The following is a 25086-nucleotide window of genomic DNA, read 5'->3' on the forward strand; positions in this document are numbered from 1 at the left end:
CTCGACGAACACCCGCCGATCCGCAGCCGCGAGGACCTGGCCGCGCACCGCTTCGTCAGCTACGTGGATGACCTGCTGTTCAGCAAGGAGCTGCTGTTTCTCGATGGCATCGCCGACGCCCGCTCCATCGGCCTGCGCAGTACCAGCCTGCTGGCGCAGCAGGAAGCGGTGGCGATGGGGGCTGGGATCGCGATCCTGCCGGCGTTTTCCGCCGACGCCGATCCACGGCTGCGACTGCTGCTGCCGGAGGAGGTCAGCTTTACCCGCACCTTCTGGATGCTCATGCCGATCGAGTTCAAGGACCTGGCGCGCATGCGCACGACCTGGGATTACCTGAAGGAAATGGCGCAGCAGAACCAGGACCGATTGTTGGGCCAGTAGTTATCGATGATTGACCGCATTGCAGCCACGGCGCCGCTAGAGCGCCGTGAGGTTTGCGCTTTTGCCGCTTGTAGAGGCGGTTAGCGAGCAGCGCATCATCGAGGCGCTGCCGGTCGATCAGACGCGCGGCGTGGTGCGACTTTCGTTGCCCATGGGGGTGGAGTCCGGCATTTGTACGCTGGTATCGGTGAAGTCCGAACTGTGCACTTCGGAATCCATTGGCATATGGCTGTAGCGCTGGCTTGGCAGCGCCGGCTTGCTTTCCATCTCCGCGAGCATGCGCTTGGCCTCGCAACGACCGCTGATACCACGAGCCAGCGCCATACTGCCCATGGCCAGCTCGGCGATCCCGATCAATCCGCCACGGCGTAGCCCCTTGCCCATCATCACCAGGCCGCCGGCCAGCGAGGCGGCGCGTTCCCAGCCGTGGACGTTCTGTGGGGCGTTTTTGTCGAACATTTGCTTGATCATGACGCGGCATCCTCTATGCGGGTGGTTTATAGATGACTGCGGCATGCGGGCAGCGTTCCGGCTGTTCATCGCTGCCAAAGGATGAGCGGCAGTTCCAGCGGCACCGCCAGGCCCAGCGCGGTGCTGGGGACGACCCGTGCGGTGTAGTCGGCCTCAGGGCGCTGGGTGCTCAGCTCAGTCCGGAAGGTGGCGTATGAGCCTTCGTGGTGCTGGAGTTGCAACGTGTGGACGTTGGCCGGCTCCGCTCCCTGCGATTCGGCGAACAGCTGCACGGCTATCTGCTCCGGTTCGATTCGGCCGAGGTGCAGGCGAGCCTCAATGTGCTGGGCATCGCCCTCGCGCCGCCACTCAAACTGTTCGAAGGCCAGTTCGTGCCAGTAACTGCGCAGGCTGGTGATTCGGCGCAACATCTCGCTGGCCAACGCAGAACCATCCGCGCAGCGCTGTCGGTAGCTGCCGGACAGCGGCAGGTAATAGCGCTCGGTGTATTCACGCACCGTTCGGTCGGCGGAAAAGCGTTCCACCAGAGCACTCATGCTGCGGCGCATGCGTTTCACCCAGGCGGTGGGGATGTCCTGCTGGTCGCGCTGGTAGAAGCAGGGCACGACTTGCTCTTCGAGTAGCCGATACAGCTGTTCGGCGTCCGCGGCATCGTGTTCGGGTTCGTGCTCCAGGCCGTCGCCGACCGCCCAGCCGAGGTCGGCGGCATAGGCTTCGGCCCACCAGCCGTCGAGCTGCGAAAGATTCAGCCCACCGTTGGCCAGGACCTTCATGCCGCTGGTGCCACTGGCTTCCCACGGGCGACGAGGGGTATTCAGCCAGACATCCACGCCCTGCACCATGTGCCGGGCGATACGCATGTCATAGTCCTCGAGAAATACCACGTGGCCGGCAATATCGGGGCGCGCGGCGAACTGCTGCCATTCGCAGAGCAGCGCCTGGCCGGCGCGATCGGCGGGGTGCGCCTTGCCGGCAACCAGCAGCTGCACCGGGTAATCGCGATGGGTGAGGAGGCGCGCCAGCCGCTCCGGGTCCTGCAGCAGCAGGTTAGGGCGTTTGTAGGCGGCGAAGCGCCGGGCAAAGCCGAGCGTCAGCCGTTGCGGGTGCAGGCGCGAGCCGGCGAATTCGATCTCCGCAGGCGAGGCGCCGTGCACCGCGAGGCTGCGGGCCAGGTGGCTGCGTACGAAGCTGAGCAGTTCGCCACGGGCATGCTGGCGGATCTGCCACAGCCAGCGGTCATCGACCTGGGCCAGAAGATCGTCCACGGAAGCCTGGTCGGTGCCGCGCCAGGGAATCTCATCGCCATGCAGCTCATACCAGTGGGCTTCGGCGTCCGGCGATACCCAGGTCGGCAGATGGATGCCATTGGTGACATGACCGATCGGCACCGACTCGAGCGGCCAGCGCGGATAAAGCTCGCGGAAGATGTAGCGACTGGTGCGGCCATGCAGCTGGCTGACGGCATTGACCGCCCCGGCCCCGCGCGTTGCCAGGTAGGCCATGTTGAATGGCTCGTGTGGGTCGTGCGCATGCTTGCGACCCATGGCCAGCAGGGACTGCAGCGGGATGCCCAGTTCGTACTCGGCATAGCGCTCCAGGTATTTGCTCAGCAGCTCCGGCGGGAAGCGGTCGAAGCCGGCTTCGACGGGCGTATGGGTCGTGAACAGATTGCCCGCGCGGGTTGCGTGGAGTGCCACGTCGAAGGACACGCGCTCCCTGGCCATGTAGCTGCGGGCGCGCTCCAGCACGGCGAAGGCGGCGTGGCCGTCGTTCAGGTGAAGCACGTCGGCCTGCAGTCCGGCGGCTTCGAGCAGCCGCCAGCCGCCGATGCCCAGCACCAGCTCCTGGCGCAGACGCATTTCGTTGTCGCCACCGTAGAGTTCGCTGGTGATCAGTCGTGCGATGGGCGGGTTGGCAGGGTCGTTGGTGTCCAGCAGGAGCAGGCGGTGGCGGCCGACCCTGGCCTGCCAGCCGCGCAGCCAGATCTGCACGCCGGGCAGCTGGATCGCGAAACGCAATGCTGTTCCGCTGGTGTCGAGCAGCGGCTCGATGGGCATCTGCCGGGTGTCATTGACCGGGTAGAGTGCCTGCTGGCGACCATCCGGGCCGATGCTCTGACGAAAATAGCCGTGCTGCCAGAGCATGCCTACTGCGGTTATCGGCACGCCGAGGTCGTTGGCGGCCTTGAGCTGGTCGCCGGCGACATTGCCGAGCCCGCCGGAGTAGATCGGCAGCGCCTCGCTGAGCATGTACTCCATGGAGAAATAGGCGACTCGCGCGAGTTGTTCGCTGTAACTGCGGTCACCGTGGCCTTGGCTGGCGAACCAGGTCGGCCGCTCCAGGCGTGCCTGCTGAGCTTCGACGATGCCCTCCACCAGACGATGGCATTCAGCGCGTTGCAGCAGTGCTTGCAGCTTCTGTTCGGGCACGGTGCTGAGCACCATGCTGGGATTGCGCGTGAGCTGCCACAGGTCGTTATCGATCAGCTGCCACAGGTCGTCGTTCTGGCTGGTCCAGCGGATGGACTGGTCGAAGGCGAGCTGGCGCAGGGTTTCCGGGGTGATGGCTGGGCGTTCGGATGCAGGTGTCATGCGGGCTCTCTCGTCTGAACTGGGCGTAGGGTGTGTTCCAGCATAGGCCGATCAGCCCCGACTGAGGGCCAGCGGCTCAGCGTCGCGGGCCGGCCGCAGGTTGCGGTACCTCGCCCGGGGTGACGGGCTCCTCGTCGATGGTTTCCTCGACCTGCTGCTCGTCGTCGCGATCGGCTTCAAGGCCATGCTGCTCTTCAGTGTGCTTGGGGTCGTACTGCAACTCGATGAACACCGGGAAATGGTCGGAGCCGATATCAGGCAGCCGCAGCAGGCGGATGAAGCGGAAATGCGCGCTGTGAAAAAAGTGATCAAGCGGCCAGCGCAGAAACCAGTGATGGGCATGGAAGGTGTTGTACATGCCGCGGCCGACCCGTGGATCGAGCAGTCCGCTGATCTTGCGGAACAGGCGCGTGGTGGGCGACCAGGCGACATCGTTGAGGTCGCCGCTGACGATGATCGGGTCATCGCTGTCCTGGATGCTCCTGGCGACCACCAGCAACTCCGCGTCGCGCTCGGTGGATTCCTCGTTCTCGGTCGGGCTGGGCGGTGCGGGATGCAGGAAGTGCATGCGCACCGTGAGCTCGTCGCTGACACGCACCCGAGCGTGCATGGAGGGCACGTCGTCCTCCACCAGAAAGCACAGCTCCGGCTCTTCCAGCGGCAGCCGTGAAAAGACATGCATGCCGTAGAGGTTGTCCAGCGGGCAGCGGATGCTGTGCGGGTAGTGCTCGGCGAGTTGCTCGAGCTGCGTTTCCCACCACTGGTCCGATTCAAGCGTCACCAGAACGTCCGGGCGATACTCGCGAACCAGCGCCAGCAGCCGATCGGACCGTCGGTTCGGCCCCAGCACATTGGATGACATCACCCGGATGCGCGGCCCTGCGGCATCTGCCTCCGCCCGGCGAACCTCGTTGCGCCAGGGACGTGTGTAGGGCACGACCCATGCGAGCTGGTAGATCAGACACGCGCCGGCCAGGGCAGAGATCAGGTAATGCCAGGGCTGGCTGTAGTCGAGCAGCATGCCTTGAGCGACGAGCAGGGCGACCAGCAGCGCGCCGAGCTGCAGGCGCGGAAACTCCCATACGCGCACCCACCAGGCGCGATGCCGCCACAGCGGCAGGAGTGTGACGAGCACAAAGAGTCCCGTGGTGAGCAGCAGTATCCCTTCGATCATGACGTTTCCCGTTATGGCCGATCAGTTCGGCAATCAGGTGTGCACTCCAGATTGGTTCCAGGACCGGGGTATTCGACAGGCTATTAGGCGAAGCGTCGCAAACGAATTCGGATTACGTCCAGTTTTTGCCGGTGCGTGCGCCGAAATCGGCGCCGGGAAGGGCACCGATGCGGGCGTTGGGGATCACTTTTCGGCCGAAAGCATGCCGCTGGTCAGCGCCGGCAGGTTTTCCGGTCGGCACAGCGTGTTCTGGCCTTGCAGGTAGGGTTGCAGGAGGGGCGCCATGCCCTTGAGTGTCTGCACGGGCAGCGCCGAGGTAAAACGGAAACTGTCGGCGGCGCGTCCCGGTACATAGGCCGTCAGCGTGCCGAAGTGGTTGGGCCCGAGATAGAAGACGAAGGTGGCGGTGCGGTTCAGCGCCAGCGAGCTGATCAGCCGGCCGCCAGCACCGACGCTCTGGATGCGGTTGTCACCGGTGCCGGTCTTGCCGCCCATTCGCAAAGCGCTGCCGTCCTGCTGCACGAAACTGCCTTGCAAACGCCGCGCAGTACCGCCTTCGACCACATTGGCTAGCGCATCCTGCAGCGCCCTGGAGACCTCGACCGGCATCACCCGCTTGCCGGTCCCGGCGACCAGGTCCATGCGGGTTTCATAGGGCGTGCCCTGGGCGAAGTGCAGGTTGTCGATGCGCACGCTGGGCAGGCGGACACCATCGTTGAGGATGATGCCCATCAGATCGGCCAGCGCAGCCGGCCGATCACCCGAGCTGCCCAGCGCGGTCGCCAGTGACGGCACAAGGTTGTCGAACGGATAGCCCAGCCGCTGCCAGCGGCGATGAATGTCGGTGAAGGCTTCGACCTCCAGCATGATGCGAATCCGGCTGTCGCGCGCGCTCTTGTGCCGGCTGCGGAACAGCCAGCCGTAGACTTCCTGGCGCTGCGCGCGGCTGTCGGCGACCACTTCGGAGAGCGTCGCCTGCGGGTGGGCGATCAGGTAGCCCAGCAGCCAGAGGTCCAGCGGGTGCGTGCGGGCGATGTAGGCCTGATCGGGCAGGCTATAGGCGCCCGGGCCATAGCGGGTGTAGAGCGCATCCAGCTTCTTGTCGTTGAGATCGGAGTCCGGCAGATGCTGCTTGAGAAAACTGTCGAAGACCGGCCGCTCGGCATCCGGCATCAGGTAGCGATGCACGGCCGCCAGGCGCACGGGTGTCGGCCGCATGCCCTGCAGGAAGGTCTCGATGCGCTGCTCGGCGCTCTTGTTGCGGTACTTCTTCCAGAAACGTTGCAGGAATACCGAGCCCTCGCGATCGGCGAAGCGGGTCAGGTATTCCTGGCGGCGCGGGTCCTTGTCGTCACCCAGCAGTTCGGCACTGTTGATGGTTTCGTAGGTGCTGTAGCTCACCAGATCACGCATCAGCCGTACGAAGGGCAGATTGATCGATTCGCGCAGCGATTCGCGTACGGTGGGGATACGCCCGTCGTCTTCACGGCGGAAGTTGCCGAAGCGATGCATGCCGGCGCCGGTGAAGAAGCGTTCGGCGGGGCTGGCCGAGTAGCGCCGATCCAGGGCTGCGTCGAGCATGCGCTCCAGGCTGCGGTCGCTGTGCGTGGCCAGGTAATCGATGGCCCAGCGGCTTAGATTGGCCTTGGTGTCGATCTTGCGCAGCTCGCCCGCGGTGAGGTCCGAGTAGCGCTGGTGCAGCTCGGCGATAACCTCAAGATAGGTGGTCAGCACGCGCAGCTTGGCGGTCGAGCCCAGCTCCAGCTTGCTGCCCTCGTTGATGTCGAACGGCTGGTTGGTATTGTCGGTCTGTACCCGCACCTGGAAGCCTTCCTCGCCGCGCTCGAACAGCGTGAAGCTGTAACGCACGGCGGCGGTCTTCTCCGGGGACAGCATGCGATCACCGAACAGTCCGACCGTTTCGGCGAAAGCGGGATCGGCCAGGCGCACCAGGTACTCGCTGATCTGTGCCTGCAGATCACCCTGCAGCGGCGTGCTGGCGGTGAGGTCCAGGCGATCCAGGTCATACAGGGGCAAGCCGAGCAGTCCCGCCAGGCGCATGCGCGCGACGGTGATGCCCTTGGTGGCGTCCACCTGCCGGATCGCCGAGTCGCGACTCGGGCTTTGCCCGAGGACGCGCTGGCCCAGCGCTGCGTCGCGCAGGCCGGCATCGATGATGCCGCCGTTGGCCAGCAGGCGGATATGACTGTCGGTCAGCGTTGCCATTTCCTCGCGGCCGGCACCCAGGTAGTACGACGGACGCCGCTGTGCGATCAGCAGCGACAGCACCTGACGCAGCGCCAGACCGCGCGCCTGCGCATCGACTTCGTCGGCGCTGCGTGGGTCGAGCAGGCGATTGACTTCACGGAAGTCGGCGCCGAACCACAGTCGCAAGCCATCGGCGATGCCATGCACTTCACCGTGTCCGGGCGCCGCCGAGAGCGGCACGCTGTTGAGGTAGTCGCGCACGATGCGCTGGCGGGTGGCCAGGGTTTGCGGGCCCTCGCGATAGGTACGCACGCTGGCGGAGATCATCTGCCGGATCTTTTCCTGCGGATCGCCGGTGCGGCCTTCGGGCGAATGCCGATACTTCTCGACCTGGGTGGCCAGGGTGCTGCCGCCGGCGGCCTGGCCGCTGAGGCCAAGGCGCTTCTCCAGCTGGCTGATCGCCGCCTTGGTGAAGCGCGGCCAGTCCACCGCCGGGTTGGCGTGGGGGCGGCTGGCGTCCAGCAGGCCACTGTCCTCGATGAACAGCAGGCTCATCACCACCAGCGGTGGGATGTCCTCGAAGCGCTCGTAATACTGGCGTGGATAGCTGTTGGTGTAGATCGGCACGCCGCGGCAGTCGTTGATGGTCAACCCGGCCTGGGAATCCTCGGGGTAGGGCGGAAAGAATCCGCGGTGGGTGTAATCCAGCAGTGCCCGCGAGAAGCGTGCCTGCTCCTCGATTCTGAAGTTGCGCGGTGACAGCTGTTGAATGAAGCGCGGCAGATCGACGTAGCCCAGGCGGCGGTCGAACGGACCGTCCTCGGGGAACTGAATGCGTGGGCTCGGCCCGGGTTTGACCGCGTAATCCAGATCGGCCGCATAGCGGCTTAACCAGTGCGATTGCCATCGGGCGCTGTCCAGCTCCTGCCAACCGAGATAGCCACCGCCTGCCAGCAGCGAAATGCCGACGAGCAGCGCCAATCGGCGTGCCGTCTTGCGACGGCCTTTAGCTGATGTGCGGGATGATTTGGGGGAAGGGGCGCGCTTGTTACGCCCATCCTGGGATGTATTGTCGGACCGCCATACTGCGCCCATGTGTGCCTGGCTTCCTAGCAGTGCTCTACGGCAAGCATAGTTCGCCCGCACGGCTTAAGCGATGGCGGTTTGACGAACGGAGCGGCTCAAGCACGAGCCTTGAAGCGGAGGCAGTGGGGCGCTTGGTGAGTTGCTCGTCGTAGCTGTGGACCGCTACTGTGAGACGTGCATCGTTCGGGGCTTGGGAGTAGTAATGAAGGGCAATAACGATTGGATACGGCGCCCTGACGAGCCTGGCCCCCTTGAGCGGCTTGAGGCCTACTTCAGTGGCTACGGTTACGCTCCCCACAGGCATGACACTTATGCGATCGGCTGTACGCTCGCCGGCGTGCACCGTTTCAACTACCGCAAGAGCGCCCGCTACAGCCTCCCCGGAAATACCTTCGTGGTGTATCCCGACGAGTTGCACGACGGCGAGGCGGGGAGCGAGGCGGGTTTCCGTTACCGAATAATCTATGTCCAGCCTGCGATGCTGCAGGGGCCGCTCGGTGGGCAGCCATTGCCTTTCATCAATGACGGGATATCCCGTGATCCACGCTTGCGGCGTGTCGTCTGGGCGCTGCTGTCTTGCCTGGACAACCCGATAGAAGAGTTGGAGCAGCAGGATGCGCTGTTTGACCTGGCCCAGGTCATGTCCGTCGTAGCCGGGAGAAGAGTCAATCGACGACGAGCCGACTTCCGCGCCGCCGAACTGGCTCGGGAGTACATGCACCACCATCTGGATAGAGCTCTCAGCCTTGACGAACTCGAGCGGGTTTCCGGCCGGGATCGCTGGAACCTGTCGCGTGATTTTCGTGCCCTGTATGGCACCAGCCCATACCGCTACCTGACGTTACGCCGCCTAGATCATGTTCGGCGGTTGCTTTCGAACGGGATATCAGTGGCCGACGCCGCACTCGTTTCGGGGTTTAACGACCAGAGCCACATGAGTCGCCACTTCAAACAAGCCTATGGACTTACCCCTGCACACTGGGCACGGCTGATGCGGCTGAGCTGAAGTCAGCGCGCGGTTGCACGATCGTACAAGAATCCTTCGGCGGCACTACTCACACTTCGCTGCGCATGTCATCGCGCAGCTCGGAGAGTGGTGTAATTGTCAGAAATAGTAGAGAACGCGGACCCGGCGGCGCCCACGCTCGTAACCGGCAGCGCTTTGAAACAGGCCCTTCCGGCGGCATTGTCGGTCATGCCGGTTGCCATGCTGTTCGGCGTGCTTGCCGCACGGTCCGGCTGGTCGGTACTGGATGTTTTGCTGCTCGGCTTGCTAGGTTTCACTGGCAGCGGGCAGTTTGCAGCATTGCCGCTGTCCGAAAGTGGCACGGGGTTCTTTACGCTGCTGCTTGTAACTGCATCGATCAATTGTCGTTACCTGCCGATGGCGATCTCGACTATACGACGGATGCCTCGATCTGCATTCGCGCGCGCCTGCAGTGCGCACATGCTAGGCGACGAAGCCTATGCCTGTGAACGGGACGACGAGCCGATCGACCGGATGCTGCAGATACGCAGCGCGATATTTCTAACCTGGGTACTGGCAGGAGCCTTTGGCGCTGTGATCGGTGGGGTTCTGCCTGAAGATTGGCTCAGCAACGATTTCAACCTCGGATTTCCGGCGAGCGCTGTGTTGTTTTACCTCGCCTTGTCGCAGCTGAAGGCACGGCGAGCGCACATTCGGCGCCATCAGGTCGCCGGGGCAGCTTTGATCTTTCTTTGTGCCGCAGCTTCCCTCGGACTGATCCTGACGCTTGGTCCTGTGTACTTCTGGATCCCCGGCGTATTACTCGTAGCCTTGCTATTGAACGGAGTCAGAGCATGAACGGGGCGGTCCTGATTGCCACCGCCGCGCTGCTGATCACCAGCTTGTTGGTCAGAGTCGTGCCAGTATTCGTCAGCATGCCGCTCGGCGCGGGCGGTCTACGCATCGTCGGGCAGATCCTGCCGACCGCGGTGTTCATCAATCTCGCAGTCTACGTCGCATACAGCGAAATCAGCGCTGCACCGGCTGCTGCTGCGACGTCACTATTGGGTGTCGCTCTGCTCGCCATCAGCGGCCGAGTCGGTCTGGTTGGCAGCATGCTGGTCGGTGCAGCGCTCTACTACACAGCGGCAGCCCTCATCGGCTGATCGAGTCAGAACCAGCGATCGTTACGCTTACGGCCGCGGGTGAGCATTGGCAGGATCAGGCCCACCAGCAGCCCAGCACCGGCGATGCTGCCGCCATAGACCATGTACTGCATGAGCACCTGCTTGTTCTCGTCGCCGAGCCGCGCCTGGGTCGTACGCAGTTCCGACTGTGCTTCGGTCAGCTCCGCCTCGAGGGCGATGCGGCGGGCGTCGAGTTCGTCGATCAGAGCTTTGCGCGAGTCCAGGGTTTCCTGCATGCCTTGCACGCGCACCTTCCAACTATCGTCGATGGTCTTGAGTTCCTCGCTGAGTTCGGCGACTTGCTGTTCAAGCTGCGGCAGGCGCTCGGCCTGGCCGGGAACGTCTTGCAGTTCCTTGCTGGGAATCCAGACGTTGCTGCCGGACTCCGAGCGTACCTGGCTGTAATCGCCCTGGGTGCTGATCAGCTCGACCTTCTGCCCTGAGGTCAGCGTGCCGACGATGCGATAGCCGTCGGTGGGGCCGCTGCGCACGTAGGTGTTCAGGCTGTCGCTGACCCAGCGCGCGTTATCGGACGATTCCTGGGCATCCACAGGCCCTGCAATGAGCAGGGCGCCGAACAGACTGGCGCCGATGACTTGGCGCGGCTGGGAAAAGCTGAACCGGGAGAGCAAGGCAAAAAGATGAAGAGATATGGACATGAAAAATTCGCGTTATTGGAAGAATAGGACCCAAGCGTGAGGGTAGTGAGGTCGGCTTGTCTGGCGCGCGAGACGCAGGCTCGGAGGCAGCGAGAAGCACGCTGAACGTGGCCGGAGTCGGTGGCAGCCACGGGCCGGAGGCCGACGTGCAAACGGCACGAAAACGCAGGCGCTCCGTAGGGTGCATCAGCTGACTGACAGTCCCTCCTGGCAAAAGTTCAGGCACTTTTTGTCGGATTGATGACTGCGTGATGAAGGGCGGCATACTCTGTGACCGTAGTCGTTGCATGCCGCAGGTGGTTCGAAACAGAGAGTGTGATACCGGGCCGGTCTCTATGCCGGCATGGCTATGAGAGCTTCGGCGCGGCGGGCCTGCTCCAGCGTGACTCCTGTTCGCTGATGCAGGCCCACCGTCAGTTTATTTCGATTGCTGTTGAGCGAGACCGAGCTGCTTCTGCCGTGCGCGCCGGGCCATCATGTTCAGCATCTCGACTCCGGCGGAGAACGCCATGGCGGCATACACGTAGCCCTTTGGTACGTGGGCACCGAAGCCCTCGGCGATGAGGGTCATGCCGATCATCAGCAGGAAGCCGAGCGCGAGCATCACGACGGTCGGGTTCTCGTTGATGAATTTGGCCAGGGGGTTCGCCGCCAGGAGCATCACGGTTACCGCGACGACCACGGCAATGACCATGATCGCGACATGATCGGTCATACCCACCGCAGTGATGATGCTGTCCACCGAGAACACCAGGTCGAGCAGCAATATCTGCGCAATCGCGGCGCTGAAGCCCATCGTGACGGCATTGTCGAGCTGCTTGCCTTCGAACATGTCGCCGCCGGGTGTCGGGTCGACACTGTGGTGAATCTCCTTGGTGGCTTTCCAGAGCAGGAACAGGCCGCCGGCGATCAGGATCATGTCCTTCCAGGAAAACGCGTTGCCGAACAGTTCGATGACTGGCTCGGTGAGCTGAACGATCCAGGCCACCGTGCCGAGCAGGCCCAGCCTCAGGACCAGCGCCAGGCTGATGCCGATGCGCCTCGCGCGCTCACGCTGATGCTCCGGAAGCTTGTTCGTCAGAATCGAAATGAAGATCAGGTTGTCGATGCCGAGCACCACCTCCATGGCTATCAAGGTTGCCAGGGCAACCCAGGTGGTGGGTTCGGAGAAGAGCTGGATAAGCGATTCCATATGGATCTCTAGCGTGAGTGATGACGATCCCGCGTCTGGCGGGTGCGCGAGCATAGCTGGAAGGCAATCCGTAACAGAGCCCGCATTTTTGACCGCTTTGTATCAAATCGATTCAGTGCCAAGTGGCGGGTGCCTCGCGTGCGGTAACCGTCCCTATAGCGCCAGCATGCGTCGAAATCCCATGCGCCTGGGGCGCCAGAATCAGGCAAGCCAGACCGTTTGTTCTTTGGCCACCGCTTAACACCTGCGGGTGCAAAGCTCGGAGGTTTCTGCTTTTATGACCTGCAGCACGCTGCGGGATTACCGCCCGCCCATTCATCACGATGCATAGTGGAAATAGCTCTGGAAAATCTGACCCGAGAGGAGCTGGTGGCTGAGGTGGCGCGCTTGCGCGCGGTTCTGGGCCTGGCTGGAATCGATCCAGACCCAGCCTTGTCCCAAGTTCCCCTTGATACCCAGCCCGCCCGCGAGCAGCATCGTCAGCACCCGACAACCGTACAGTCGGGCGTCTCGAAAGATCTCCCTGAAACGCTGCATGCCAGCCTCCTGGCACTGGCTGGCAGCGAGGCGCGTCAGCGCGCGATATTCGAGAGTGCGATCGACTTCGCCATCATCCTGACCGACACCGCAGGCATCATCACCGACTGGAATGCCGGCGCCGAGCAGGTGATGGGCTGGACCGCAGGGGAGATGCGCGGGCAAAGCGCCGAGCTGTTCTTCACGCCGGCCGATCGGGCCTGCGACTGGCTTGGCGAAGAGATGCAGAGCGCGCTACGTGAGGGCCGCGCTCTGGACGAGCGATGGCACTTGCGCAAGGACGGTCAGCAGTTCTGGGCAGCGGGCGAACTCTCGCCGATCCATGACGAAAATGGTGCACACCTCGGCTTCATGAAAATCCTGCGTGACCGCACCAGCGAGCACCTTGCGGGCCTCGCTATGGAAGACACCCAGGTGCGTTATCGGCTGGCCGCGAAGGCGACCAACGATGCGGTCTGGGACTGGGATCTGCTCAGCAATCACGTGCTGTGGAATGACGCGCTGGAGCAGGCGTACGGCCATCCGCTGGCAAACGTCGACAGCTCCGGTGACTGGTGGCTGGCGCATATCCATCCGGATGACCGTGCACGTATTCACCGGTCGATCCATGCGGTCATCGATGGCAGCGGGACGACCTGGACCGACGAGTATCGCTTTCGCCGTCTGGATGGGTCCTACGCGGATATCCTCGACCGCGGTCATGTGATTCGTGACTTTCACGGCCATGCCGTGCGGATGATCGGCGCGATGCTCGACATGACGCGCATGCGCGCCGCCGAGGCGGCCTTGCGCCAGAGTGAGGAACGCTCCAGCACCATTCTGGAGACCATCGAGGCGGCATTCGCCATCGTTCAGGTCAAGTTCGATGCCGACGACAATCCCGTGGATTACTGCTTCCTCGAGGCCAATCCTGCGTTCGAGCGCCAGGCCGGCGTAGACCTGCGCGGCAAATGGGTCACCGAGTTCGCGCCGGACCTGGAGCAGTTCTGGTTCGAAGCCTATGGCCACGTCGCCAAGACCGGTGAGCCTACCAACTTCGAGAATTATGCCGAGGCGTTCGAACGCTGGTTCGACGTTCGCGCCGTCCGCGTCGGCGATCCCGCCGAGCGGCGAATCGCCATCCTCTTCAACGACGTAACCGAACGCAGAAACGCCGAAGAACGCCTGCGCATCAGCGAAGCTCTTGCGCGGGAGAATATTCAGCGCGTCCAGCTGGCGCTCGAGGCGGGCGCGATCATCGGTACCTGGAACTGGCATCTGCCAACCGACCGCTTCACCGTGGATGAGGGGTTTGCGAACGCCTTCGGCCTCGATCCCACCCTTGCTCGTGACGGACTTAGCCTCGAGCAGATCATCGCAACGGTGCACCCTGAGGACCGGGACGGACTGATTGCAGCGATCGAAGAAGTCATCGCCCGCGGTGGTGCCTATGCGCACCAGTACCGTGTGCGCCGCGCTGATGGAAGGTTCTACTGGCTTGAGGCCAACGGGCGCGTCGATCATGCCGAGGACGGCACGCCGTTGAGCTTTCCCGGCGTCTTGATCGACGTCGAGGACCGGCGCTCCATCGAGGCGGAGCGGGATCGCGCCACCGCTGCGCTGCGCGCACTCAACGACACGCTGGAGCAGCGCGTGGCCGAGCGGACGGCAGAGCTGATCCAGGCCGAGGAGAAGCTGCGTCAGTCGCAGAAGATGGAAGCGGTCGGCCAGCTGACTGGCGGTCTTGCCCATGACTTCAACAACCTGCTGGCCGGTATCAGCGGCGCGCTGGAATTGATGAATCTGCGGATTTCCCAGGGGCGACTGGACGATATCGACAAGTACATGTCGGCTGCACAGGGTGCCGCCAGGCGTGCCGCGGCGCTGACCCATCGGCTGCTCGCCTTTTCCCGCCGGCAGACTCTCGACCCGCGGCCGGTTGACGTCAACATGCTGATGGAGGGTATGACCGAGCTGATCCAGCGCACGGTGGGGCCGAGCATCCTCCTCGAAACCATCAGTGCGCCCGACCTCTGGGCGGCGTCGGTCGATGCCAGTCAGCTGGAGAACGCGATCCTCAATCTCTGCATCAACTCGCGCGACGCGATGCCCGACGGCGGTCGGATCACCATCGAGACCGCCAACCGCGTGCTCAGTCCGGAGATGGCGCAGGCCTATGACCTGCCCGCCAGCGAGTATCTGTCGCTGTCCGTCACCGACACAGGGACCGGCATGACGCCCAGCGTGATTGCAAAAGCGTTCGACCCGTTCTTCACCACCAAACCGATTGGCGAAGGCACCGGGCTGGGGCTTTCGATGATCTACGGATTTGCCAAACAGTCCGGCGGGCAGGTGCGCATCGATTCCGAGGTCGGTCGCGGAACCTCGATGTGCATCTACCTGCCGCGCTACCACGGCAATGCCGGGACCGGCACCTTGGCGCAAAGCAACCCCGCGACAGCGCTTGCGGGCGCCTGCGGCACGATTCTGATCGTCGACGACGAGCCGACCGTACGCCTGCTGCTAATGGATGTGCTGGGCGACCTCGGTTACACGCTGATCGAAGCATCGGACAGCGTGGCCGGGCTGAAGCTGCTGCAGTCGGATGTGAGCATCGACCTGCTGATCACCGATGTCGGCTTGCCCGGTGGGATGAACGGCCGGCAGATGGCCGATGCCGGTCGCCAGGTGCGCCCCGGTCTGAAGACGCTGTTCATCACTGGTTATGCCGAGAGCGCCGCGTTGGGCAACAGCTCGCTCGGCGCTGGCATGCAGGTGCTGACCAAGCCTTTCGCGATAGATGTCCTCGCTGCCCGGGTGCTCGAGATGATGAAAGGCTAGGTCAGGCTTCGAGCGTTCTATTTCGGCCGTCCAGTTGAAGAATCGAAGCAATGCGCCTAGCCTCTCGCCCTGCTTTCAGGACCGCCGATTCCGGCGGTTCTCACTCTTCGGATCCGTCAGTGTGGGTCGAATGAAATCACTGCTGCACCCAGGCAGGGTTGTCTCGCTCGTTTTTCTCTTCGCCATTCTCTGCGGTACAGCGTTGCTGTCATTGCCCGCTGCCCAAGCCCAGGGTGAGTCGGCGCCGTGGATCACTGCCTTCTTTACCGCCGTGTCAGCGGTCAGCGTCACCGGGCTGGTGGTAGTCGACACCGGCACCTATTGGTCCACTTTCGGCCAAGTGGTGATCATGCTGCTGTTTCAGCTCGGAGGCTTCGGCATGATGACTTTGGCAACCCTGCTCGGGTTGCTGGTCAACCGCTCGTTTCACCTACGAACCAAGCTGATCGCCCAGGCCGAATCCCACGTGCTGGGGCTGGGTGACATCACCAGCGTGGCGAAGCTTGTTTTGGTGGTGACGCTGGTAATGGAGCTGGCGGTGATGCTGCTGCTCACCCTGCGTTTGCATCTGACCTACGGCCTCGCCTGGGGCGATGCAGCCTGGAGCGGGCTGTTCCACGCCGTTTCGGCATTCAACAACGCCGGGTTCTCTATTCACGGCGACGGTCTGGTCCGCTATGCCACCGATGCGCTGGTCCTGACACCGGTGATGAGCGCCATCGTGATCGGCGGGATAGGCTTTCCGGTGCTCTACGATCTGCGCAGCAAGTGGACCGATCCGCGGCATTGGTCGCTGCACACCAAGCTGACGCTGTCGGGGACCGCGGTACTGCTCGGGGGCGGCTTCCTGGCCGTGTTGCTGTTCGAGTGGTCCAACCCTGGCACGCTCGGCCCGATGGCCTGGGCGGACAAGATGCTGTCGGCGGCATTCGTTTCGGTCTCGGCGCGTACAGCCGGCTTCAATGCCATCGACATCGGCGCGCTGACCCACGAGAGCTGGGCGCTGCACTATTTTCTGATGTTCATTGGCGGTGGCAGTGCGGGGACCGCGGGCGGGGTCAAGGTCGGCACCGTGGCCATCCTGGCGCTGATGGTGATCGCCGAGATTCGCGGCCGGCCCGATGTCGAGGTGTTCGGCCGTCGGGTCGGCAGTTCCGTGCAGCGCCAGGCCATTACCGTGCTGGTGCTGGGCAGCGCGCTGGTGGTGCTGGGTACGCTGGTCATCCTGCGCGACACCGATATCCCGACCGATCAGGTCATCTTCGAAGTCATTTCGGCGTTCGGCACGGTCGGCCTGTCCACCGGCATTACCGCGGACCTGCCGGAAACCAGTCAGCTCATGCTGACCCTACTGATGTATGTCGGTCGGGTCGGCACCATCACGCTGGCCGCTTCCCTCGCACTGGGCGAGCACCGCATGCCATACCGCTATCCGGAGGAACACCCAATTGTTGGCTAAATTGTTGTTTTCAGAGCAGTTTTCGTTCTCTAAAGGCGACAGCGTGGTGGTCATCGGGCTGGGGCGGTTCGGCAGTTCGGTGGCGCGCTCATTGACGCGTCTGGGCCATGATGTGATGGGTATCGATCAGGCGGCGGAGCCCGTGCATGCCTGGGCCGACCTGCTGACCCATGCGGTGCAGGCCGATTCCACCAATGTCATGGCGCTGCGGCAGCTCGGCGTCGCCGATTTTCCCCACGCGATCGTCGGCATCGGCTCCGACATGGCGGCAAGCCTGATGACCATCATGGCGCTGACCGAGCTGGGCATCAAAGACATCTGGGTCAAGGCGCTGACGGCCGAGCACGGGCAGATCGCGACGCGGATCGGCGCGCACCATGTGGTCTATCCCGAGGCGGACATGGGCGAGCGGGTCGCCCATCTGATCTCCGGGCGGATGGTGGATTTCATCGAGTTCGACGACGGTTTCGCCATCGCCAAGATCCATGCGCCGGAACGCGTTCATAACGCGACGCTCGCCGCCGCCGGGGTGCGCGAGAAGTTCGGCGTGACCGTCGTGGGCCTCAAGCGCGCCAATGAGGATTTTCAGCATGCGACGCCCAGCACCCAGGTGCTGCCGGGTGATCTGCTGATCGTTTCGGGCCCGACCCATGACATCCAGCGTTTCGCCGGCCAGGGGCGCAAGCGAAGCTGAGGCCTGGGGCTACGCGCTCCTTTAGTGCGGCAGCCGAGAGGCGACTACGCTTCTCGGGCGGTCGAGCCTGCGATTCAGTGATCGATAGCCTGGGCTCGCTGCTTCCTTCGTTGAATTAGAGGACGCCGAACGTGAACTCATTAACCGGTGGCTGCCTGTGCGGCAACGTGCGGATCATGACGGTGGGGCAGCCTTATCGCGTCGGGATCTGTCATTGCCTGGACTGCCGCAAACATCATGGCGCGCTGTTCTATGCGGCTGCGGTGTTCCCCCAGGATGCGGTAACCGTCGAGGGCGAGACGGCCGAATATGCCGGACGGCATTTCTGCCCGTGCTGTGGCTCGTCTGTTTTTTCCCGCCTCGCCGATGAAATCGAGGTGCATCTCGGCGCCCTGGATGCACCCGACCAACTGACGCCGACCTACGAGTGCTGGACCGTGCGTCGCGAAGGCTGGCTGCCGCCGTTTCCGCTCAACCGGCGCTACCAGCACGATCGCGACGACTCCAGCCGCTTCGAATGAGCGTCATTGGCCGCTGGCGATCAGCGGCTGCTCTGTTTTCTGGGTGTTCGGCAGCACGCGAATCGCGATGAATTTCGAAGTCGGCGTGTGGCTGCGCTCGCCAAAGCTCTCCAGCGGCACCAGCGGGTTGGTTTCCGGGTAGTAGGCGGCGGCCTGGCCGGGCGGGGTGTCGTAGGCGAGCAGGGTGAAACCGCGCACGCGGCGTTCGATGCCGTCGTCCCACAGCGAGAGCAGATCGACCTGCTGGCCGGCTTCCAGGCCCAGTCGCTGGATGTCGGCGGGATTGACGAACACCACATCGCGCATGCCTTTTACCCCACGATAGCGATCATCCAGACCATAGAGCGTGGTGTTGTACTGATCGTGGGAGCGCAACGTCTGCAGGATCAGGTCGGCCTCCACGCCGCCGTGGCGGGCCTGCTCGGGTAGCAGATCGGCCGGCAACGGGTGCGCCTTGAGCTCGGCGCGACCGCTGGCGGTGTTCCATTCGCGCCGGGCAGCGGCATTGCCCAGGTAGAAGCCGCCAGGGCGATGCAGGCGGTGGTCGAAGCCGCTGAAACCGGGAATGGTCGCCGCAATCAGCTCGCGGATACGGGCGTAGTCCTCCACCAGCCAGAGCCAGTCCACCGGGCGCTTGCCCAGCGTGGCGGCGGCGATGCCGGCGACGATGGCCGGCTCCGAGCGCATCTCGGCGGACGCGGGCTCGAGCTGGCCGCGGGAGGCGTGGATCATGCTGAACGAGTCTTCTACGGTGACCGCCTGCGGGCCGCAGGCCTGGCGGTCGATGTCGGTGCGGCCGAGGCACGGCAGGATCAGCGCGTCGCGGCCCATGGTCAGGTGACTGCGGTTGAGCTTGGTGCTGATCTGTACGGTCAGTTCGCAGTTGCGCAGCGCCTGCTGGGTGCGCGGGGTGTCCGGCGTGGCCTGGGCGAAGTTGCCGCCGAGACCGATGAACACCTTGACCTGCCCGGCGAGCATGGCCTGGATGCATTCCACGGTGTTGTATCCGGGCTGGCGCGGCATCGGCAGGTCGAACTGGCGCTGCAGTGCATCGAGCAGCGCAAGCGGCGGCCGCTCATTGATGCCCATGGTGCGGTCGCCCTGCACGTTGCTGTGGCCGCGCACCGGGCAGGCGCCAGCGCCGGGTTTGCCGAGGTTGCCGCGCAACAGCAGTAGGTTGGCGATTTCCTGGATGGTCGCCACCGAGTGACGGTGCTGAGTGATGCCCATCGCCCAGCAGACGATGGCCCTTTCCGCGTTGCGGTAGATCGTGGCGGCGTGGCGAATGGTTTCGCGATCGAGCCCCGACTGCTGCTCGATCAGCGCCCAGGGCGTGGCTTCGACCTCGGCCAGATAGGCGTCCAGCCCGTGGCTGTGCTCAGCCAGAAACGCGTGATCGAACACCGCCGGCGCGCCGCTGGCCTGGGCTTCCTGCTCCCATTGCAGCAGGTACTTGGCGATGCCGCGCAGCACCGCCAGATCGCCACCGAGATTGGGCCGCAAGTAGGCGCTGTGAGTCGGCGCGTCCTGGTTGGCGAGCATCTCGATGGGCTTCTGCGGGTGCTGGAAGCGTTCCAGCCCGCGCTCGCGCAATGGATTGAAGCAGACCACCTGAGCGCCGCGCTCCACAGCCTGCCGCAATGGTTCGAGCATGCGCGGATGGTTGGTGCCGGGGTTCTGCCCGAGGACGAAGATCGCATCGGCGTGATCGAAATCCTCCAGCGTCACCGTGCCCTTGCCGACGCCGATGGATTCGGTCAGGGCGACGCCGCTGGCCTCGTGGCACATGTTCGAGCAGTCGGGAAAATTGTTGGTGCCGAAGCTGCGACCGAACAGCTGGTAGAGATAAGCCGCTTCGTTGCTGGCCCGGCCGGACGTGTAGAAGGCTGCCTGGTGCGGGCTGTCCAGGCCGTTCAGGTGATGGGCGATCAGCGCAAAGGCATCGTCCCAGCTGATCGGCAGGTAGCGGTCGCTGGCGGCGTCGTAACGGACCGGTTCACTCAGGCGACCTTGGTATTCGAGCCAGTAATCGCTCTGCTGGCGTAACTGGCTGACGCTGTGGCGGGCGAAGAAGGCGGCATCCACGCGGCGGCGCGTGGCTTCCCAGTTCACTGCCTTGGCGCCGTTTTCGCAGAACTTCACCGCACCGGCCTCCGGCGAATCACCCCAGGCGCAGCCGGGGCAGTCGAAGCCGCCGTTCTGGTTGGTGCGCAGCATGGCGCGGATGTTCTTCAGCGCGTTGCCACTGCCGAGCCAGGCGCTGGCCACGCTGCGCAGCGCGCCCCAGCCGCCTGCCGGGCCGGCGTAGGGCTGGAAACGGGTGGCGGGATGGAAGCGGGACGTGCGGCTCATGGTTGGCATCCGTTCTGTTCGGGCAGCGCAGGTGCCGGGCTGTAGACCCGTGGCGCGCTGTGGTGGGGCAGGTGAATGAGGTTGAGGTGATGCCGACGCGCCCACTCGACGGTCAGGTGGGTCGGCGCGGACAGACTGACCAGCGTGCCGATGCCGGCGCGCACGGCCTTGTGGATCAGCTCCAGGCTGCAGCGACTGGTGATCACGACGAAGCCTTCGCTTGGCGTACGGCGCTGCAGCGTCAGCGCACCGATCAGCTTGTCCAGCGCGTTGTGCCGGCCGATGTCCTCGCGGCATAGGGCGATCTCTCCGTTGCCGTCGACATACAGTGCCGCGTGCAGTGCGCCGCTGTCGCGGGCCAGCAGCTGGGCGTTGGCGATGCGCTGGCGCAGATCGTGGAAATGTCCTTCGGGCGGCAGATCGATTGGCGAAAGTGGTGCGAGCTGTGGCAATGCCTGCTCCAGCGCCTCCACACCGCACAGGCCACAACCGCTGTGGCCAGCCAATTGCCGCCGCTGCTGCTTGATACGCCAGAACGCCCGCGGGCTCACCTGCACTTCGGCATGCTGCGCGCTGCCATCGCCCCGCAAACGCAGGTCGCGTAGATCATCGATGCGCTCGATCAAGCCGGCGCTCAGGCTGAAGCCGATAACGAAGTCTTCCAGATCCAGCGGTGTCACCATCATCACGGCCTGATTGAGGCCGTTGTAGCTGATGGCCAGGGCGCATTCGTCAGCCAATGGGGCCGCGCCGAGATCCGGAGCATTGGCGCTTGGGGCGTTGAGGGTGGCGTATTGCATGGCGATGGCCTGCGACAGGTCGACGCAGGGAGCCTAAGAGCGCAGGGAGGGATCGTCCAATCGCTATGTTCGATAGGGTGATCGAGCGTATCGATCGCTCGTCAGCAGATGGCAGGTCTTTGCCGCTGCAACAGCTCGCGCGCTTCGTTGAAACAGGCTTCGCCCAGCGCGGATCGCGGTGAGCCGCGACGCAGGATCAGCCCCAGCGGCGCGAGGGTACTGGCGTTGTCGATGGGCGTCAGGGTCAGTCGGCTGTCCAGTGCTTCGAGGCCGCTATCCAGCGGCATGATTGCGCAACACAGTCCGGCCCCTACGGCCTGCAGCAGATGGTGGACAGCATCGGTCTGCAGCCGCGGTGCCAGGCTCAGGCCACGGCTACGCAGCGCATGGTCGATGGACTGGCGAAAGTGCATGCCGCCGGTCAAAAGACCGAGCGGAAGATCGGCGAGGGCTTCCCAGCGCAGCGATGGCGCATCGAAGCGAAAATGGCGCTCGTCATGCAACAGCCCCATGCGGGTTTCGCCGAGCGGCAGGCTGGTGAAGTGCGCGTCATCCAGCCGTTCCAGGTAGGACAGGCCCAGGTCCAGCAGATTGCGATTGAGCCGTTCGAGAATCTGATCGCTGCTCAACGCGAACAACTCGAAGCGCAGATTCGGGTGGCGCTCGCCGAAGGCCTGCACCAATTGCATCGGGTCGAAGCCAGCCAGGGGTACCACGCCCAGACGCAGCGTGCCGACCAGCTGACCGCGGCAGGACGCTGCCTCGGCCAGCAGACCGTCCTGCGCCGCCAGCAGGCTACGCGCCCACGCCAGGATGCGTTCGCCTTCGGGAGTGAAGCCTTCGAAGCGCTGGCCGCGGATCACCAGCTGCAGACCGAGCTCGTCTTCCAGGCTGCGCAGGCGCATCGACAGGGTCGGCTGGGTGACATGGCAGCGTGCCGCGGCCTGGCCGAAATGACGCGTCTCATCCAGCGCCACGAGAAACTTCAGCTGTTTGATATCCATGCCCGCTCGCCTCGAAGGTAGTGCGGGCGGCACCTTAGCACGCCGTCAGGGAGCGTCGAACAGCGGTTGCAGGCCGCTGGGCACCACGCCGGTCCAGCGTTTGAAGGCGCGGCGGAAGTTGGTGGTGTCGTTGAAGCCGAGGTGCCGCGCCACGGCCTCATTGCCGAGGCCTCGGGCCTGATAGAGGTAGAGCGCGACGTGCGTGCGCACCAGATCGAGCTGTTCCTGAAAATGCGTGCCGTGCTTGGCCAGCTTGCGCTTGAGCGTCGCCGGACTCATGGCGAACGCCAGCGCGACGCGCTCCAGGTTCAGCGGCTCGCGGATGTTGTCATGCAGGTATTGGTAGAACGCATCGAGAAAGGCGCAGGGGCCTTCCAGCGCATCGATCTGCTGCTGGCTGGCCTGCTGCGCGACCTGGCCTACCGTGGCCGAAGCATCCGGCCAGGGCTGATGCAGGTACTCGCGAGGCAGGCTGAGCAGGGTCAGGTGGCGGTCGAACTGCAGCGCGTCACCCAGGTGCACCCAGTACTGCTCGATGTGCCGCGGCTGCGGATAGGCAAACTGAAAGCGCCAGGGCAGGCGCAGGCCGCTGCCGCGCTTGCACAGCGCGACGATGGCGGTCAGATGCGCCTCGATGAGAAACCGTTGGTGGCGGCCGGCGCTGCCGTTGTCCAGCCAGTAGATGTGCAGCTGCTGTTCATCCAGCAGCAGCCTTGGTGCCAGCAGCGGGCAGAGCAGGGCGCGGAACTGGCTAAGCCGCTCCAGCGCCTGTTCGAGGTTGCCGGCGTTGGCCAAGGCAAGGCTGACATCGCCGTAGTGCCCGGGCAGCAAGCGCTGGCCGAACAGAAAGCTGCTGTCCGCAGCACCCAACAAGCGCTCGGTATTGCCGATGAGCGTCAGCAGCTGCTCCGGGCTGACGCGGGCGCGGCCGCTGGCGACGTCCTCGTAGAACAGCCCGCTGCCGCGCAGCAGCGCATGGCTGTCGATACCGCGCGAGAGTGCCAGGTCGAGCAACACCGCCGGCTGGTGGTGGGCGGCGATGAAGCGGGTGTCCCATTCGTACCAGCGTAACGGGCTTTCCATGGTCGCCTCAGGCGCAGCGTGGCAGGGACTGCTTGGCCTTGGCCAAACCGAGGTTGAGGCGTTTGAGCAACTGCTCGGCATCGTCGTCGAAGGCCATCACCACCGCGGTGCTGGCGCGCAGATGCAGGCGCTCGCCGTGCTGGCGCGTCTTGTGCGCGAGGCTGGCGACGGCGGTCTGCAACTCCTCGGCGAGCTGCCGCGCCTGTTGCTCGGCGGTATCGGGCAGCAGCACGACGAAGCGATCCCCGGCGAGGCGGCAGAGCAGGTCCTGATGGCGCAGGTTGAGTACCAGCAACTGCGCCACGGCCTGCAACACGAGGTCCCCTTCTTCCTGACCGTAGCGCTGGTTGACCCGGCTGAACTCGTCGAGGTCCACCGCCAGCAGCGACAGCGGCCTTTGCTCGTCGGCGGCCTGGCGCAGGGCCGAGTCCAGTTGCCGACGCAGGTACTCGGCGGTGCCAAGCGGGGTCAGGTTGTCGAACAGGCGATGCTCGCGAAACAGTCGCTCGCGCTTGTGCATCTGCGCGTTGATGGCGCGCTGTTCCTGGTTCAGGTGGTAGATGCCGAACGTCAGCAGGATCAGGCCGACCGGCATGGGCGCGGTTTCCAGCCAGTTGTCCCAGGCGATGTTGGCGGGGATCTGGATGAATTCGTCGAGCAGGTCCATCCACCAGGAAAAACAGATACAGGCCAGCCCCAGCGCCAGCAACCGCGTCACCCGGCCGGCCGGGCGGCTGTGCAGCAGCATGATCAGCCAGGCGAGGGCGAGGGCGGCGCAACCGCCTTCACCGACGACGTCCATCCAGTCGATCTCGCCCCAGGATTTGAGCTGGCCGACGGCGAGGAGCAGCTGCAGCCCGACGTTGGCGGCCAGGGCGAGGCCGAGGAGGGTGAGGGTGTGGAGTTTGAGGAGGGATTTCATCGGGTCTCCGTGGCGAGGGATCGCGCCAGTGCGTGAGGGCACGGAAACAGATGGATGTGACGGTTGGATGAATGGGGTGGGGGTTGAATTGGCTCAGGGTTTTTTTGGTTGATTGGACAGTTTGGTGGGGGCTCGGGAATGTGGTTTGTCCTGATGGATCGGATCAGTTCTGGACGAGGTGCTTGCTGCATCGAGTCGATGCCGATTGCCGAGTTGCTTGGCGATTTAGGTTTCGCCCTGCTGGCGAGTCACTTTCTCTTGCCTGGCCAAGAGAAAGTAACCAAAGAGAAGGCCACCCCGACATCCGGGTTTTGCTTCGCAAAACTCCCCTCCCTCCGGCGCTGCTCCGGGGGCCGTCGCGAAGGGACGTCCCTGTCCCTTCACTCCTCGCTCGGCGTCCTGCCTCGCGTCCCCCTGCGCAACGCCTACGTTCGGCCTCCTGACGGGGGAGTTAGTCCGAGATGCCTGACAGATTGAGAGGCTTGGTTTGTAGTTTTTGATCGATTGAAAACTATCAGGCGACTCCAATCGCCCCTTCAGGAGGGTGAACGGAGTCGTCGCGTAGAGGGGCGAGCGGCATGGATGCCGCGAGAGCCGTAAAGGGCCATGGATGGCCCTTGTACGGCGACCCTCGAAGCCACGGTGTAGTGAAGGCACCCGGTGCGAAGCGCAGGGCCGGATGCAGGGGCAAAGCGTTTTTGGTTACTTTTTCCGCGCCTGGAAAAAGTGACTCGCCCAGCAGGGCGAAACCATGCCACCAGCCAACTCGGCAATCGGCTTTGGCTTTGGCTCGACAATTCAAACCACCACACGCCCAAAACGAAAAAGACCACGCCTGGGCGTGGTCTCTTCGATTCGTCTGGCCGATGGTAACGGCTTCTTCGCGCGGCGCCTCGTGAGCACCGGGGGCCCGGACCGTCGGTCTTGGTAAGACCTTCGGTGGTCACGGCGGGGATGCTGCGCCGTGTCCGTTTCTGC

The 25086-nt window shown here is 64.1% G+C and carries 19 protein-coding genes; 8 read left to right on the forward strand and 11 right to left on the reverse strand.

Annotated features, from left to right (window positions below; all coding sequences use genetic code 11):
- The coding region (locus LO50_RS13485) for a LysR substrate-binding domain-containing protein (protein ID WP_044315315.1) at positions 1–381 on the forward strand (381 nt) is incomplete at its 5' end.
- 117 nt (positions 382–498) lie between these two features.
- Here LO50_RS13485 and LO50_RS13490 read toward each other — a convergent pair.
- The 4 genes from LO50_RS13490 to LO50_RS13505 all read right to left on the reverse strand — a co-directional run bounded on the left by LO50_RS13490 (position 499) and on the right by LO50_RS13505 (position 7920).
- Positions 499–852, reverse strand: coding sequence for a YgaP family membrane protein (locus LO50_RS13490; RefSeq protein WP_044315316.1), 354 nt, complete (start codon positions 850–852; stop codon positions 499–501).
- Between the two features lie 65 nt (positions 853–917).
- A complete protein-coding gene (glgP, locus tag LO50_RS13495) occupies positions 918–3443 on the reverse strand; it encodes an alpha-glucan family phosphorylase (RefSeq protein ID WP_044315317.1) in 2526 nt (841 codons plus the stop codon).
- Between the two features lie 76 nt (positions 3444–3519).
- A complete protein-coding gene (locus tag LO50_RS13500; RefSeq protein ID WP_044315318.1) occupies positions 3520–4617 on the reverse strand; it encodes an endonuclease/exonuclease/phosphatase family protein in 1098 nt (365 codons plus the stop codon).
- A gap of 183 nt (positions 4618–4800) precedes the next feature.
- Positions 4801–7920 (reverse strand): transglycosylase domain-containing protein, encoded by a 3120-nt coding sequence (locus LO50_RS13505; RefSeq protein ID WP_236690588.1) that lies wholly within the window; start codon positions 7918–7920, stop codon positions 4801–4803.
- A gap of 193 nt (positions 7921–8113) precedes the next feature.
- Here LO50_RS13505 and LO50_RS13510 point away from each other — a divergent pair, with 193 nt between their 5' ends.
- The 3 genes from LO50_RS13510 to LO50_RS13520 all read left to right on the forward strand — a co-directional run bounded on the left by LO50_RS13510 (position 8114) and on the right by LO50_RS13520 (position 10044).
- Positions 8114–8917 carry an AraC family transcriptional regulator gene (locus LO50_RS13510; protein WP_023443690.1) on the forward strand — a complete coding sequence of 268 codons (804 nt, stop codon included), beginning with the start codon at positions 8114–8116 and terminating at the stop codon, positions 8915–8917.
- A gap of 96 nt (positions 8918–9013) precedes the next feature.
- Positions 9014–9736, forward strand: coding sequence for an AzlC family ABC transporter permease (locus tag LO50_RS13515; protein WP_014820420.1), 723 nt, complete (start codon positions 9014–9016; stop codon positions 9734–9736).
- A complete protein-coding gene (locus LO50_RS13520; protein WP_044315320.1) occupies positions 9733–10044 on the forward strand; it encodes a hypothetical protein in 312 nt (103 codons plus the stop codon). The genes LO50_RS13515 and LO50_RS13520 overlap by 4 nt, the downstream gene beginning before the upstream one ends.
- 5 nt (positions 10045–10049) lie before the next feature.
- Here LO50_RS13520 and LO50_RS13525 read toward each other — a convergent pair whose 3' ends face one another.
- Both LO50_RS13525 and LO50_RS13530 read right to left on the reverse strand, forming a co-directional pair.
- Positions 10050–10724 (reverse strand): TIGR04211 family SH3 domain-containing protein, encoded by a 675-nt coding sequence (locus LO50_RS13525; RefSeq protein WP_014820418.1) that lies wholly within the window; start codon positions 10722–10724, stop codon positions 10050–10052.
- A 418-nt stretch (positions 10725–11142) separates the two neighbouring features.
- Positions 11143–11916, reverse strand: coding sequence for a TerC family protein (locus LO50_RS13530; RefSeq protein WP_014820417.1), 774 nt, complete (start codon positions 11914–11916; stop codon positions 11143–11145).
- Between the two features lie 531 nt (positions 11917–12447).
- Between LO50_RS13530 and LO50_RS13535 the strand changes: the two genes are divergently transcribed.
- From LO50_RS13535 to LO50_RS13550, 4 genes are all read left to right on the forward strand, one after another.
- A complete protein-coding gene (locus LO50_RS13535; protein WP_044315328.1) occupies positions 12448–15273 on the forward strand; it encodes a PAS domain-containing hybrid sensor histidine kinase/response regulator in 2826 nt (941 codons plus the stop codon).
- A gap of 130 nt (positions 15274–15403) precedes the next feature.
- Positions 15404–16732 (forward strand): TrkH family potassium uptake protein, encoded by a 1329-nt coding sequence (locus tag LO50_RS13540; protein WP_044315321.1) that lies wholly within the window; start codon positions 15404–15406, stop codon positions 16730–16732.
- Positions 16722–17426: a potassium channel family protein gene (locus tag LO50_RS13545; RefSeq protein ID WP_044315322.1), complete on the forward strand. Its 705-nt coding sequence runs from the start codon at positions 16722–16724 to the stop codon at positions 17424–17426. The genes LO50_RS13540 and LO50_RS13545 overlap by 11 nt, the downstream gene beginning before the upstream one ends.
- A gap of 131 nt (positions 17427–17557) precedes the next feature.
- A complete protein-coding gene (locus LO50_RS13550) occupies positions 17558–17947 on the forward strand; it encodes a GFA family protein (RefSeq protein ID WP_044315323.1) in 390 nt (129 codons plus the stop codon).
- A 3-nt stretch (positions 17948–17950) separates the two neighbouring features.
- Here LO50_RS13550 and LO50_RS13555 read toward each other — a convergent pair whose 3' ends face one another.
- From LO50_RS13555 to LO50_RS13575, 5 genes are all read right to left on the reverse strand, one after another.
- A complete protein-coding gene (locus LO50_RS13555; protein ID WP_044315324.1) occupies positions 17951–20299 on the reverse strand; it encodes an FdhF/YdeP family oxidoreductase in 2349 nt (782 codons plus the stop codon).
- Positions 20296–21099 carry a formate dehydrogenase accessory sulfurtransferase FdhD gene (gene fdhD / locus LO50_RS13560; RefSeq protein ID WP_044315325.1) on the reverse strand — a complete coding sequence of 268 codons (804 nt, stop codon included), beginning with the start codon at positions 21097–21099 and terminating at the stop codon, positions 20296–20298. The genes LO50_RS13555 and fdhD overlap by 4 nt, the downstream gene beginning before the upstream one ends.
- A gap of 101 nt (positions 21100–21200) precedes the next feature.
- Positions 21201–22103 carry a LysR family transcriptional regulator gene (locus tag LO50_RS13565; protein WP_044315326.1) on the reverse strand — a complete coding sequence of 301 codons (903 nt, stop codon included), beginning with the start codon at positions 22101–22103 and terminating at the stop codon, positions 21201–21203.
- Between the two features lie 45 nt (positions 22104–22148).
- Positions 22149–23186 carry an AraC family transcriptional regulator gene (locus tag LO50_RS13570; protein WP_044315327.1) on the reverse strand — a complete coding sequence of 346 codons (1038 nt, stop codon included), beginning with the start codon at positions 23184–23186 and terminating at the stop codon, positions 22149–22151.
- A 7-nt stretch (positions 23187–23193) separates the two neighbouring features.
- Complete coding sequence (locus LO50_RS13575; protein WP_041014041.1) at positions 23194–24108, reverse strand: GGDEF domain-containing protein; 915 nt, start codon at positions 24106–24108, stop codon at positions 23194–23196.
- Positions 24109–25086: the final 978 nt, after the last annotated feature.

It is taken from the genome of Stutzerimonas stutzeri (assembly GCF_000935215.1).
Taxonomy (GTDB): Bacteria; Pseudomonadota; Gammaproteobacteria; order Pseudomonadales; family Pseudomonadaceae; genus Stutzerimonas.